Genomic DNA, 12944 nt, shown 5'->3' with positions numbered 1-12944 from the left:
TTGAACTCACGGCTAAACTTCCTTCGTTGCATCGATGCTCTCCGTTCGATGAAAACACCTTATCTCGGTGTCCATCAAACCGGCAGCACCTCAGATCAACGAACTTGACCATGCATTCCCCGAACATCTCCAGACCCTCTACGGCGATAACCCCGCCTTCGTCGGCTGCCCATTCCACAAGGCGCTGATTTCGCGAGTTCCAGCCACGCAGCTTGAAATCGGACAGGAAGTGAAAATGCTAGAACGGGTGGCCGGTTTGCTAAGACTGTGAGGGCGACTATCTATCCAGGCACGACTGAACCATTCCGTGCTTAGAATTTTTTTATAGTTGAGGAGTCCCCTTTTCTGAACAGATTGGCTGCTAAGCTAATCTTGGTTGCCGTTCATCCAGCCATTTGGGTCATCAGAGGATTGGGGGGCATGCCCTCCAATCCTCTGATTGCGCGTTCCACACATAAACCTCGGCCGGTATTTACCCGGCACGACCGGAGTGCGATCGTAAGGTACTATACCGGCTCCTGAGGCGGCCCTAGGACGATATAAGCACCGGAAACCGATCCAGCATTTAGCCCTCGCCTTCTCCGTATTCGCAATATTCGGCCCAAGCCTCCATCAGTTTGCGACGCTTGTTAAACAGATCGCCCCGCCGATAGGCAGCCTCGGCTTTGCCGGGGATCGTGTGGGCCAGGGCCATTTCGCAGACCTCATTAGAAAAATTTGTTGTTTCTGCAGCCCAGTCCCGGAACGTTGAACGAAAGCCATGGACAGTGACATCGACTTTCATGCGTCGAAGCAGCATTGGCATCGCCATGTTCGTCAAGGGATTCCCATCCGCATTTCGCTTAAAGATTAAACCTCTGCGCTCCGCCTTGGGTGTCGCGAGCAGGATTTCCAATGCACGACCACAAAGCGGAACCCGGTGCTCACGTCCAGCTTTCATGCGGTCAGCCGGAACCACCCACAGGCGCTGCTCGAGATGGATTTCTTTCCAGTTCGCCTCAAGCAATTCACCGGTGCGCGCCGCTGTCAGGATCACAAACTCCAGCGCACGCGCGGCAACCGCAGGCCGCTTGCGCAATTCGGAAATAAATTCCTGAATGTCCTCAAATGGCAAAGCCGGATGATGGCTTTGCCGCCCCTTTCTCCGGCGTGGAAGAAGCTGATCGAGGTGGCCCCGCCATCTGGCCGGGTTTTCTCCCTTACGCAGCCCTTTCGCTTTGGCGGCATCGAGCACCTTCTCGATTCTGCCGCGTAATCTGTGAGCCGTTACCGGTATCTTATTCCAGACCGGCTTGAGCACTCCCAGAACATCATCCGTGTCGATTTCGTGGAGAAATAATGCCCGAATGGGAGCTGCATAGATGGTGAGAGTCATTCGCCACTGCGCAATATGCTTTGCGTTTTTCCAGCCAACTGAAATCGTATCAATAAGGTCATCAGCGAAAGCGCCAAAGGTTAGAGCTTCCGCTGCTTTTTCACGCTCGAGCTTAGGATTTTTCCCCTCGGCCAGTAGGGTCCGACATTCGGCAGCCTTCTCGCGAGCCTTCGCGAGAGGAAGGATTCGTGCACTGCCGAGGCCCATTTCCTTTTTGGTACCTCGCCAAGTGTAGCGGAATACCCAGTTCCTGCGCGTGGAATCGACATAGAGAAAAAGACCCCCTCCATCGGAGTAACGTCCCGCTTCGCGGATCGCCCGCACCTTTGCTGCGGAAAGGATATTGAGAGTACGGCTGGTCATGATCTTGAACTCCCGTTCAAGACCCCTTCCCGCCATGGGTCATGGTCTGATGTGGCAAAAAGGAATCGAATCGGACCCCTCTTTCGCGTTGTGATCAAAGGAGACGGTGTAACTATGCCTGAGACGCAAAAATCTTTCAACTTATTGAATTTAATATATTTAAGACACACTTTGAGACGTCTTGCGAAGTCTTGAAAAAGGGTAACTAGCGGGCACCCTGTCCGCCATCTCCCGCTTGATCGTGATGTGTACTTCCCGGCTCAAGCTCCTGCCTTGGACTGTCTTTTAAACACTTGCGCGGCGACTTGGGCAAAGGCCCGCACCGAAGGCGAGTCCTCACTGGTGCGACGACGGCGCAACCCGATCTTGCGATGCCCCGCCTCCGCCACGGGAACGGTGCGAACCGGGGCGGGCCAACCGCGGGCCGTGATACGATTGACCAGCGCGACAGCCCCGATCCGCGCAACAAGCTGATGAGTTAGGGCCACTGAATTGGTGGAAAATGTGCGCTTTGGCCAATCCACGCCTGCGTTCAGAAACATTGCCTGAGTATGCGCATAAGCCGACCCGCCCGGACGAGGCACGATCCATAATTCCTCGAGCGTATCAGCCAATGCCAGCCTAGGTCTGCCGCTCAACGTCGAATCCTCATGAACAGCCAGCAGAAAAGGGTCCGAGACAAGCAGGTCTTCCGCAATATCAGGCGAGGCGCCGGGCTGGCCCACAGAAGCCACCACCACGTCGAGTTCACCGGCCAGCAGCGCCGCATTCAAAGGCCCGTCCAGCCCCTCGATCACCGAAATCGCCAGATGTGGCAGATCGGTCAGCAATGTCTCCATGACATCCGGAATGAATTGCTCGACAAGGCTTGGCGTCACCCCGATGGTCAATGGTCCCATGCGCCCCCTGCGCATCAGGCTGGCCTCCTGCGCTGCGGCATCCAGCACGGAACGGATCTCGCGGGCGCGCCGCACCAGCGCCAGGCCAAGATCATTGACCACCGCTCCGCGCGCCGATCGTATCAGCACGGGCGCACCCAATCTTTGCTCCAGCACCGCGATGCTGTTCGACAGAGCAGGCTGAGACAGATTGAGGACCTGACCGGCCACACTGAGCGAGCCTTGTTCGTGAATGGCCAGCAGATGGGTCAGGTGTCGCGGATCGATCATGAATTACCTCGTGGATGGGGCATTCAAGGTATCACTCAGATCTATACCGTATTCAAGTTATACGATTTGACCTGATGGCCCTTTGGCCGCCAAATCTCTGCACATCGCCGGGCCATTCCATCCGGGCACCATCAATGAAAGCATTCCATGCAGGACCACGACGCCTCTACCCATGTTTCAATGTCGGGTGCCGACGCGGTGGTCCATATTCTGCATCGTGTCGGCATTCGGTCGGTCTTTGGCCTCGCCAGCGGCAAATTGTCGCCTTTGTTCAAGGCACTTTCGACCCGTGACGACATGCGCTTCATCGGTGTCCGCCACGAGGCCAGCGCGGCCTTCATGGCCAGCGGCATCGCTGCCGCCACCGGGCAGATGGCCCTGTGCCTGGGAGAAACAGGGCCGGGCGGCCTCAATCTGCTGAGCGCGCTGGGCGGGGCATGGGCCAATCATCTGCCGGTGCTGGCGATCACCTCCAGCAACCCTTCCGCGATCATGCACCCCCACCGAGGCGCTTTCAGTTCGACCGACAATGAATCGCTCTTTCGTCATCTTACCAAGTGGAACGCCCGCGTTACGGTGGGCGAACGCCTGCCCGAACTGATCCACTGCGCCTTGCGGGAGGCGCTGAGCGGGCGCCCCGGCCCGGTGCACCTCGATATTCCGGCCGAAATTCTGGGGGGCATTTTTCGTTTCAGCCGGGCCGAACTGGATGCGCCTATGACCAGCTTTATCGGCCGCCCTCCCGCCCCCCATGCGCAGGATATTGCCGTGGTGGTGGATTTGCTGCGTCAGGCGCGGCGCCCACTGATCGTTGCGGGGGGCGGTGTGGCGCGGTCCGGCAGTGATGCCTGCGCGGCTATGGTTCGTTTGCTGGACCGGGTCGGTTGCCCCGGCATCGCCACGCAGATGGGCCTTGGCGTCATCCCACAGGATCATCCGCAATGCCTTGGCCAAGGCGGCTTTGTCGGCGGCAGCGCGGTGGTCGAGGCCATGCAGCAGGCCGATCTGGTGCTGGCCTTTGGTTGCCGCTTTTCCTCCTTCCTGTGGGTGGACGGGCCGCCCCGGTGGGATGATCGCCCGGACCGCAAGCTGGTGCAGATCGACATCGACCCGGCCGCGCTGGGCCACGCCCTGCCCCTCACCCTTGGCCTGACAAGCGATGCCGGGCTGGCGATCGAGGCTCTTGTCCAAGCCCTGTCCGGCGTCGAGCTGTATCCGGCACCGGACTGGCTGCCCGGTCTGACCGCCAAGCGTGATGCCTATCGGGCATCTATCGACCTGAAGGACATAGACGGCCTGATCCATCCCGGCGCTTTGGCGCAAGGCGTGGCGCGTTTCATCGGCCCCGACGATCTGGTGACGTTGGACGGTGGTCACACCAGTTTCTGGAGCAATGAATTCACCCCGGCGCTGGTCCCCTCCACCCGCTTTCACGAACCCGGCATGTCCCATCTGGGCTTTGGCCTGCCAGCCGCTCTGGCCATGGCCGGCCATTATCCTGATCGGCGGGTCTTTTGCCTGACCGGCGACGGCGCTTTCGGTTTCAACCTGCAGGAACTCGACACCGCCCGGCGTTATGGCCTCAAGGTCATCACGATCATTCACAACAACGCCAGTTGGGGCGTCATTCGCGCCGCGCAGAACAAACATGGCTTTGAGATCGGCACCGATCTGGACGGCACAGATTACGCGGCCATCGCCCGCGCCTTCGGATGCCATGGCGAGCGCCTCGAACGGTTGGAGGACCTCGATGTGGTGATGGCCCGCGCCCTAGCCGCCGACACCTCTGTGGTCATCGATGCGCGGGTCGGCTGGAGCCCGCATCCTATGTTCCCAACCTTTGGCGCAAGCACCGCTCATCGGTTGTAACCGACTATTTCCAACGTTTTACCCCCAAAAGGCCAGCAGAGAACAGGCCGGGGAAGAGGGAGATGTTTATGCAGACGACGATTATCCGGACCTTTGGCATGGGCTGCGCATCCTGGCTGGCCATCAGCCTTGCCACCTCGGCGCATGCTCAATCCGCCCCGGCCCAAACCGGTGTCGCCGACATCATCGTCACCGCCCAGCGCCGCAACGAGAATATGCAGAAAGTGCCCATCGCGGTCACCGCCGCCAGCGCCGAAAGGCTCAGCCAGATCGGCGTCGCTTCCACCTCGGACCTGACGACGCTGGCGCCTGCGGTGCATGTCTCGACGGGTCTGGGCGGGGCATCCATTGCCATTCGCGGCGTTGGCGGCACGGGATCGGGCGCGGATGAATCCGCCAATGCCGTCTATATCGACGGGGTCTATCAACCCTCGCCCACAGCCTCGCTGTTTGCCTTCAACAATATCGCCCGGATCGAGATCCTCAAAGGGCCGCAAGGCACGCTGTTCGGCCGCAATGCCAGCGGCGGCCTGATCCAGATCATCACCCCCGCGCCATCGCAGGAAACCAATCTGAAGGCGCAGATCGGCTATGGCAATTACGATACCGTCACCGCCGGTCTTTACGCCACCACCGGGATCACGCCCAATCTGGCCATCGATGTTTCGGGCAATTACAACCATCAGGGCATCGGCTGGGGCAAGAACCTGACCACCGGGGCCGACGCCTATAAAGGCGAGTATGGCGGGCTGCGCAGCAAATTGCTCTGGACCATCGACAGCGGCACCAGCTTGACTCTGGCCGCGATGTATTCCCATGCCTATGCGCCTAATCTGCAAGGCGGCGCGCTGCTGCCGGGCGAGCTGACCGTGGTGGGCACGCCGGGCTACAACGGCTTTTACAATACGACCACCAACGGCAACCTGCGCACCGGCACCGACCAGCAGAACTATGCCGCCACCTTCAAGCACGATCTGGGCTTCGCCACGCTGACCAGCATCACCAGCCACGACTTTGTCCATTTCCGGTTGAACACCGAAAAGGACCTCTCCCCAGTCCCGCTGCTCAACCTCAACATCAACAGCCTCAGCTACTCCTGGACTCAGGAGCTGCAGCTCGCCTCCAGCGGGGATGGTCCGCTGAAATGGACTTTGGGCGCCTTCTATTACAGCAATGAGCTCAAGACCGTGCCGGTGCATGTGACCGGTCTGGCCGTGGCGCCGCTGGCCTATGCCGACACGTTCTCCTATGCCAATACGCAGAGCTTCGCCGCCTATGGGCAGGCCACCTATGAGATCGCCAGCGGGACCCGGCTGACCGGCGGCCTGCGCTACACGATCGACAAGCGGCACATTGATTTCATCACCGCGATCAGCGATCCCGCAGTCCCGGCCACGATCTATCCCCGCCAGACGCTGGAGGACAAAAAGCCAAGCTGGCGCGTGGCGCTCGACCATCAGGCGACGCGCGATGTGCTGCTCTATGCCTCTTACAGCCGGGGCTTCAAGAGCGGGCTGTTCAACGCCACCAACCCCAATCTGCCCTCGGTACGTCCCCAGACCGTGGACGCCTTCGAAATCGGACTGAAGTCGGATCTGCTGGACCACAAGCTGCGCGCCAACATCGCCCTGTTCGACAATGAGGTGAAGGACATCCAGATCCGCGGCATCCCCAACGGATTGACCACACCCATTTTCTACAATGGCGCCAACGCCTCGTTCAAAGGCGTCGATGTGGAACTTGAGGCCGCCCCCATGCAGGGCCTGACGGCACAGGCAAACATGTCATGGCTGCATGGCCGCTATGGCTCGGGCTTTACCAATGCGCTCTTCTTCACATTGCCCGCTGCGCCCGCCGGGGGGCTGGTCGCGTCGGTCGGGGATGCCAGCGGCAAGGTTCCCGTGCTGGCCTCCAAACTGGTGTTCAGCCTGTCGGCCCAATATGCCTTTGCCACGCCCATCGGGCGCGCCACACTGGCCGGATCATACAGCTATAATGACGGCTTCTATTTCGATCCGCAAAACCGGGTGCGCCAGCCCGCCTATGGCCTGTTTAACGGATCGCTCAGCGTCGATGTTCTGCCCCGGATCGCGGTAAAAGTCTGGGCCGAGAACATCACCGACAAGCATTATTATGCCGATGTTCAGCCCGATAATTTTGGCGATGCCTATTTCCCGGCGGCCCCGCGGACCTTCGGCGTGACCTTGTCCTATGCGATGCGTTGAGGAACCACATCCCATGACCTCCCGTCCCTCCGAAACTACGGTCGCGCTGATCCTTGCGGGATGCTTTGGCACCGTAATGCTCGACCGCATGGAACAATTGTTCCTCGGCCCCGATCTGGAGCGCAGCCTGCATCTCTCGCCCAGCCAGATCGGCCTGCTGGCGGGCGCTGTGTCGGTGTGCTGGGCCATTTCAACCTTCATCTTCGGCATGGTGTCGGACAGGGTTGGGCGCAAGCGGGTGCTGGTTCCGGCCATGGTGGTCTTTTCGCTGCTCTCATGGGTGTCGGGTCTGGCACGCAATTTCGAGGAAATGCTGCTGATCCGTGCCTTGCTGGGGCTGGCTGAGGGGCCGTGCTGGTCGGTCATCATGGCCACCATGGAGGACCTTTCCACGCCCGAGCGGCGCGGGCGCAATGTGGGCATCGTGGTCTGCGCCGGATCGCTGGTGGGGTCGGCCATCGGCCCGGTCTTTGCCACCCAGATTGCGGCGCATTTCGGTTGGCCTGCGGCCTTTTTTGCCGCAGGCGTTCCCGGCCTGATCCTGGCAGCGGTGGTGGCGCGCCATGTGCCCGAACCTGCGCGTCAGCCCCATGCCCCGCGCGCCGGCCTTGCCGCAGCGCGGGCTGTGCTGGCCTCGCGCGATATGTGGCTGTGCTTTGTCGCCGCGCTGATGCTCACGGTGTGGATCTTTGCCTTCAACGCCTTTGCCCCCCTGTTCATGAGCCAGACGAAAGGCTTTTCCGGCACACAGATCGGCTGGATTCTGGGAGCATCGGGGCTCGGCGGCTTCCTCTATTGCCTGACATGGCCCGCGCTGTCGGACCGGATCGGGCGGCGTCCCGCCTTGCTGACGGCGGCAACGATTGCCACGCTCCTCCCGCTGCTCTTTCTGGTGCCCGGTATTGATGCAGGATTGCTGATCCCGGCCGGTATGTTGACCTCGGCCGGTCCTGCCATTGCCGCGCTGGCCATGGTGCTGGTGCCGATGGAACTGGCGCCGGTTGGACAGACCGCCACCGCCGTCGGCTTTGTATCAATCGGTGGCGACGCATTGGGCGCGACGCTGGGGCCGATTGTCGGCGGCTATCTGGTCGAGCGTTTCGATCTGACCGCGCCGCTCTGGCTGGCGGCCGGGGCGGGACTGGCCATCATTCTGGCCAGTCTTTTCCTGCGCGAAACCAGACCAAAGCGAGAGGCGCGCACGGGCAACAGATGAGAATTTTCGCTGCCATCGACCCGCCTCATTTGCGCGGCCCGGCCATGATGATTTTCATATGCCGATCGCCGGGCATTCCTTCAGGTCAAATTTGATTTGCGGGCGAAGGGCCAGTCAAAACTCAGGGCTTTCGTCCCGCAACCGCGCCCAGCACAAAACCGTCATATCCCGTCGGGAACGTACCACTAACTCCGAAGAAATAGGCCATTTCGGCCGCTTGCGGGCCCAAAAAGCCCCCGGCGAACTGGCCTGTCATAGTGGCATTGGTTGCCAACAACGTCCCGGCGAAAGTGGAGCCGGTTGAACTGATCGTTCCCGACCCGCTCAGGTTCACCAGCGGTACCGCCGTAGTGCTGTAGATCGGCAGCCCGTTGCTGATCCCTGTCTGGGGAAAGGCATTGAGATTGAGCGAGGTGCTCAGGGTGTTGGCCCCAAAGTTCGCCGTGAAATTAACCGCCGACGTGGCCTGATCGACGCGGAAGTTGGGAAAGGTCCCGCTGTTCTGGGTGGCGCTGGCATTTATGGACGTGGTGTAGCTGGCCGAGCCGCTGCGCGGCATGTCGCTGGCCAATGTCGAGACGCCAAAGATCCCCGTAGCCGTTTGATAACCGCCGTAATTCGTGTTCCAGATCGACCACACGCCGATACGTGTATAGCTCAAATCCACCCCGCCCACGCTGGGCGTGTTCACGGACAACCTCTCACTTGCCAGTGTGGGCTGATTGACAATCGAGCCCACACCTTTTTGATAGGTGGTGGATGCGCTGGTCTGGCTGACAATATCGGCCGAAGTGAAGTCGGAACTGCGCCCCTGCGTTCCGGTCAGCGAGACCGAGCCGGTGGTGGCATTATAATTGGCAGTCGCAATGGCCGGGTCGGAGGCTTCGACCGTCAGCGTGACAGCGTTGTTGATAAGGCGCACGTTATAGAGCAGGCCAGCCGCTTTCATGGTCTGCGGGCCGCTCAGATCGTTGAACTTGGTATAGGTCGCCGCAGGACCGGACGAGGCGCTGTTTACGCCGCCCTCAGATCGCGCGTGGGGTGCCCATCCATCGCCTCGATCCGCGCCAGTTCCAGCCTCACCCCTGCCGCATCGGGCTTTTCATCTAGGATCAGCCGCAGTTCCGCCTCGGGATTTTGCGCCAACAGGCGATAAGCCTTTTCCGCAAAGGCGAATTGGCCCGATTTGCTCCATTCATCGGCGACCTGAAACAATTGCGCCGCCGTCATCTGCTGCACATTGTCCGGCGCAGCACAGGCATGGCTGGCCGCCGCAACCAGGGCAAAGCACAGGGCTGATTTAAGCGCAGCGTATTTCAGGTTGTGACAAAACATTGCTGCGCGGACTATCCGCACACCGGGATTTGTCAAGAAAACCTGAACCGAAAATTAACAAAAAAGCATCGTAAACCGATCAAGTTCCGATCAGCCCTGGCTTTGCCAGCGTTACGCCTGTTCTCAAGCGACCTTGGGCGCCAGATGCCAGACAGGAGGGGCCTCTTTGGACAAAAGGCGGCGCATTTCGGTGGCGATGTAATCGCGGGTCATCGGCAAGGCGTCCTGCCGCTTCACGTTCTGGATATGGAAATTGACCATATTGCCCTGACGGAATGCCTGCTCGGCCCCGACCAGATAGAATTGCCACATGCGTAGCAATTCCTCGTCATACATGGCCGCGATCCGGTCGGCATGCAGCGTGGTGCGCCGATACCATTCGGCCAGCGTATCGGCATAGTGATAGCGCAGCACTTCGATGTCGCCGGTTTTCCACCCGGTCCGCTCTATGGCGCCGATCAACTCGCTCATCGCCGGGATATAGCCGCCGGGGAAGATATATTTGCGCGTCCACGCATCGGTGAAACCGGGCCCGCCTGCGCGCCCTATCGTGTGGGTCAGCATCACGCCATCATCGGCCAGCCGGTCGAACGTATGGCCGAAATATTCGTCGAAATGGCGCGCGCCGACATGCTCTATCATGCCCACGCTGGTGATCCGGTCGAATGTCTCGGTCAGATCGCGGTAATCGACGAGGCGGAACTGCACCTTGTCGGCAACGCCTGCGGCCTGGGCGCGCTCCTGAGCAAAGGCGACCTGATCGGGGGCCAGCGAAATGCCCAGCACCTCGCAGCCGTAATGGCGGTTGAGGTAAAGCCCCAGCCCACCCCAGCCGCAACCGATATCCAGCACCCGCATCCCGCGTGCATCGGCGGGCAAATGCAATTTGGCCGCAATCAGCGCCTTCTTTTCCATCTGCGCCTGTTCCAGCCCCACCTGAGGCGCAGAGAAATAGGCCATCGTATATTGCCGGTCCTCGTCGAGGAACATTTCGTAGAATTGGCGTGTCAGGTCGTAATGGTGGCGCACATTGCGGCTGGAGCGGCGGCGGTCGTTGAACTGATCGAGACGCCATGCCGCACGGTCGATCATCCGGCTGAACCGCCCCGGCGCGTCCATATGGGTCTTGGCCGCCTTGGCCTCGGCGCCGATCATCAGCACCAGGTCGCGGATATCATGGGGCGGCTCGACCACCATCCAGCCGCGCATATAAGCCTCGCCCGCGCCCAGCGAAGGGTGGCGGGCGATATGCAGCGCCGTGCGCTTGTCGGTAAAGCGCAGACATAGGGGCGCGCCCTGCCCCGAACCGTAAAGGTGAACCTTTCCATCCGCATCGGTGATCTGCAAAGGCCCGGTGCGGATCGCACGGCGGAGGAAGCGGTCAAGCAGCCACATATCTCATCCTTTCGTCCCGTCGCTAACCAATGCCGCAGACGCGGCTTCGGTTCCTCACCTGCGCCAAAAACACTTAACGGCGGGACGAAAAAACACGAAAATATACTAATGTCTTATGCGGAAGGCTCTCTCAGGCCGGTTGGGCGCGAGCCTCGCGACGCTGGCGCTTTTCCAGATACATGGCGGCGTCGGCGTCCTGAAGCGCCTGATCGACGGTGGTCTGGCGCGGATCGGCGCTGATGATGCCAAGACTGGCGCCGGGATAGTCCATCGCGCAGCAGGGCAGATCGTAATGCCCCTCGACCAGCGCAGCCAGCCGCCGCCGCATCGCCGCCACGGTCAGTTCGCTGTCCTGCCCCTGCGCCGGGCCGAGCCCCGCCAGCACGAATTCATCGCCGCCAAGCCGCCCCAGCAGATCGCTGCCCCGCATGCCTGCAGCCAGCCGCCGCCCGACCTCGATCAGGAAAGCATCGCCGGTTTCATGGCCATAGGTGTCGTTGATCTGTTTGAACCCATCCAGGTCGATAAAGGCCACGGTTACCCTCCGCCCTTCGCGCTGGGCCAGACTGAACAGACGGCCCAGCTCCTGAAAGATGAAGCGGCGGTTGGGCAGGCCGGTCAGCGTATCGGTGAAGGAAAAGCCCTCAAGCTCGCGATTGGCCCTCTGAAGCTTTTCCAGCAGGTTTTCGCGCTGAATATGCTGCTGGATCAGGGTGCCGAACAGCAACAGCACCTGACGCCCCTCTTGTGTGATCGGGCGCTTCTCCGAGCTGGCGGCGCATAGCGTGCCGAACAGGCTGCCGTCCTCCATTCGAACGGGGGTGGAGGCATAGGTGCATATGCCCAGCGCGCGCGCCGCATCCGAATCGCCCCAGCACCCCGCCACATCGTCGGTAAAGGGCTGTCCGGCGTCCAGCGCACGTTTGCACAAAGTGTCGCCCCACGGCACACTGAGCCCCTCGGGGATCTGCATCACCTTGCTGTTGCGTGCATAGAGGATGCTCTGGACGCCTGCCGTCTCGTCGATCCGGGTCAGATAGGTGCTTTCCAGCCCCGTCACCAGTTCGAGCATGGTCAGCAAGGGGCGCGTGAGCTGTTCGACCGTCTGCGCGCTTGCGACCGTTTCGGAAATCTGACCCAGCAATGCGTCCGACATGGCAGATCCTCTTTCAGATGCGAGCCTTGCGATGGCCCTGTTTAGGCCCGCACCATGCCAAAATCCACGCATTTGGCATCAGGCAAAATGCTGAGTTGTGGGATAATTGCCATCGACTTGATCGGGGCGCTCCATCCTGCCTATACCTTGCCGCCATGAAGCAACTGTCTCGCGCTCTGTCGCCCCTCGCCCTGCCCCTGTATTCTCTGGCGGCCCTTTCCCTGATCGCGCCCGCTCATGCTGCCGCCCCGGCACGCAAGCCTGCGGCGGCAAAAACGGCGGCTGCGGCCAAACCGGCGCTCGGCGCGAACAATGGCATCATCCCCCTGCCGCTCAACCCGATCCTGCCCCCGGCCCAGCGGCTGTGCGGCACCAAGACCTCTTCGGGCGTCAGCTTCACCATGCTGCGCCCCGCGACCGGCCCGGTCCCGGCCGAAGAGGATTACGTGCTGGTCAATTATATCGGCTATCTGGCCGCCACGGGCGCGGTGTTCGATCAGGGGATGCAGGCGACCTTTCCCGTCGCAGGCGTAATCCCCGGTTTTTCGCAAGGGCTTCAGATGGTGCCCAAGGGCGGCGTCGCGCGTTTCTGCATCCCGGCGGCCATGGGCTATGGCGCGCAGGCCGCAGGCCCGATCCCGGCCAATTCCGATCTGGTGTTTCAGGTCGAGCTGCTTGATTACAAGACCGGCGCCGAGATCGAGACCATGCGCAAGGCCCGCGCCGCCGCATCCGCGCCCGCAGCATCGGAACCCGCAACCGCGCCTGCTCCTGCCGGCAAGCCGCAGCAATAAGGCCAAGTCGAGCGTTGCGCCGGGCCCGTGGTCGGGCGCAACCTTGC

11 protein-coding genes are annotated in these 12944 nt (G+C 61.1%); 5 read left to right on the top strand and 6 right to left on the bottom strand.

The window, feature by feature from the left end; translation table 11 throughout:
• The first annotated feature begins 67 nt into the window (after positions 1-67).
• A complete protein-coding gene (locus GGR38_RS19450) occupies positions 68-271 on the top strand; it encodes a hypothetical protein (RefSeq protein ID WP_183627835.1) in 204 nt (67 codons plus the stop codon).
• A 294-nt stretch (positions 272-565) separates the two neighbouring features.
• Here GGR38_RS19450 and GGR38_RS19445 read toward each other — a convergent pair whose 3' ends face one another.
• Positions 566-1738 (bottom strand): tyrosine-type recombinase/integrase, encoded by a 1173-nt coding sequence (locus tag GGR38_RS19445; protein ID WP_246405044.1) that lies wholly within the window; start codon positions 1736-1738, stop codon positions 566-568.
• Positions 1739-1998: 260 nt separating this feature from the next.
• Positions 1999-2907 (bottom strand): LysR family transcriptional regulator, encoded by a 909-nt coding sequence (locus tag GGR38_RS19440; protein ID WP_183627833.1) that lies wholly within the window; start codon positions 2905-2907, stop codon positions 1999-2001.
• A gap of 147 nt (positions 2908-3054) precedes the next feature.
• Between GGR38_RS19440 and GGR38_RS19435 the strand changes: the two genes are divergently transcribed.
• From GGR38_RS19435 to GGR38_RS19425, 3 genes are all read left to right on the top strand, one after another.
• Positions 3055-4776, top strand: coding sequence for a thiamine pyrophosphate-binding protein (locus GGR38_RS19435; protein WP_183627831.1), 1722 nt, complete (start codon positions 3055-3057; stop codon positions 4774-4776).
• 68 nt (positions 4777-4844) lie between these two features.
• Positions 4845-7001: a TonB-dependent receptor gene (locus GGR38_RS19430; RefSeq protein ID WP_183627829.1), complete on the top strand. Its 2157-nt coding sequence runs from the start codon at positions 4845-4847 to the stop codon at positions 6999-7001.
• 13 nt (positions 7002-7014) lie between these two features.
• Positions 7015-8217, top strand: coding sequence for an MFS transporter (locus GGR38_RS19425; protein WP_183627827.1), 1203 nt, complete (start codon positions 7015-7017; stop codon positions 8215-8217).
• A gap of 121 nt (positions 8218-8338) precedes the next feature.
• On the opposite strand, the gene GGR38_RS19420 is transcribed toward GGR38_RS19425, so the two are convergent.
• The 4 genes from GGR38_RS19420 to GGR38_RS19405 all read right to left on the bottom strand — a co-directional run bounded on the left by GGR38_RS19420 (position 8339) and on the right by GGR38_RS19405 (position 12103).
• Positions 8339-9166, bottom strand: coding sequence for a transferrin-binding protein-like solute binding protein (locus tag GGR38_RS19420; RefSeq protein WP_183627826.1), 828 nt, complete (start codon positions 9164-9166; stop codon positions 8339-8341).
• A 65-nt stretch (positions 9167-9231) separates the two neighbouring features.
• Positions 9232-9552 (bottom strand): hypothetical protein, encoded by a 321-nt coding sequence (locus tag GGR38_RS19415; protein ID WP_183627824.1) that lies wholly within the window; start codon positions 9550-9552, stop codon positions 9232-9234.
• Positions 9553-9675: 123 nt separating this feature from the next.
• The gene (locus tag GGR38_RS19410) at positions 9676-10947 is read right to left on the bottom strand and encodes an SAM-dependent methyltransferase (protein WP_183627822.1); all 1272 of its coding nucleotides are present in this window, start codon (positions 10945-10947) and stop codon (positions 9676-9678) included.
• Positions 10948-11077: 130 nt separating this feature from the next.
• Entirely contained in the window at positions 11078-12103 is a 1026-nt protein-coding gene (locus GGR38_RS19405; RefSeq protein ID WP_183627820.1) for a sensor domain-containing diguanylate cyclase, read from the bottom strand.
• Between the two features lie 155 nt (positions 12104-12258).
• On the opposite strand from GGR38_RS19405, the gene GGR38_RS19400 reads away from it, so the two are divergent.
• The gene (locus GGR38_RS19400) at positions 12259-12897 is read left to right on the top strand and encodes an FKBP-type peptidyl-prolyl cis-trans isomerase (RefSeq protein WP_183627818.1); all 639 of its coding nucleotides are present in this window, start codon (positions 12259-12261) and stop codon (positions 12895-12897) included.
• Positions 12898-12944: the final 47 nt, after the last annotated feature.

Source organism: Novosphingobium sediminicola (assembly GCF_014196525.1).
GTDB classification, from domain to species: domain Bacteria; phylum Pseudomonadota; class Alphaproteobacteria; order Sphingomonadales; family Sphingomonadaceae; genus Novosphingobium; species Novosphingobium sediminicola.
This window is presented reverse-complemented; position numbering and strand designations above follow the sequence as displayed.

Bases quoted from the DNA above. Each gene is read 5' to 3' on its own strand.
- GGR38_RS19405 (WP_183627820.1), bottom strand. From the start codon at position 12,103: ATGTCGGACGCATTGCTGGGTCAGATTTCCGAAACGGTCGCAAGCGCG.
- GGR38_RS19420 (WP_183627826.1), bottom strand. From the start codon at position 9,166: ATGAAAGCGGCTGGCCTGCTCTATAACGTGCGCCTTATCAACAACGCT.
- GGR38_RS19435 (WP_183627831.1), top strand. From the start codon at position 3,055: ATGCAGGACCACGACGCCTCTACCCATGTTTCAATGTCGGGTGCCGAC.
- GGR38_RS19445 (WP_246405044.1), bottom strand. From the start codon at position 1,738: ATGACCAGCCGTACTCTCAATATCCTTTCCGCAGCAAAGGTGCGGGCG.
- GGR38_RS19425 (WP_183627827.1), top strand. From the start codon at position 7,015: ATGACCTCCCGTCCCTCCGAAACTACGGTCGCGCTGATCCTTGCGGGA.
- GGR38_RS19400 (WP_183627818.1), top strand. From the start codon at position 12,259: ATGAAGCAACTGTCTCGCGCTCTGTCGCCCCTCGCCCTGCCCCTGTAT.
- GGR38_RS19410 (WP_183627822.1), bottom strand. From the start codon at position 10,947: ATGTGGCTGCTTGACCGCTTCCTCCGCCGTGCGATCCGCACCGGGCCT.
- GGR38_RS19430 (WP_183627829.1), top strand. From the start codon at position 4,845: ATGCAGACGACGATTATCCGGACCTTTGGCATGGGCTGCGCATCCTGG.
- GGR38_RS19440 (WP_183627833.1), bottom strand. From the start codon at position 2,907: ATGATCGATCCGCGACACCTGACCCATCTGCTGGCCATTCACGAACAA.
- GGR38_RS19415 (WP_183627824.1), bottom strand. From the start codon at position 9,552: ATGTTTTGTCACAACCTGAAATACGCTGCGCTTAAATCAGCCCTGTGC.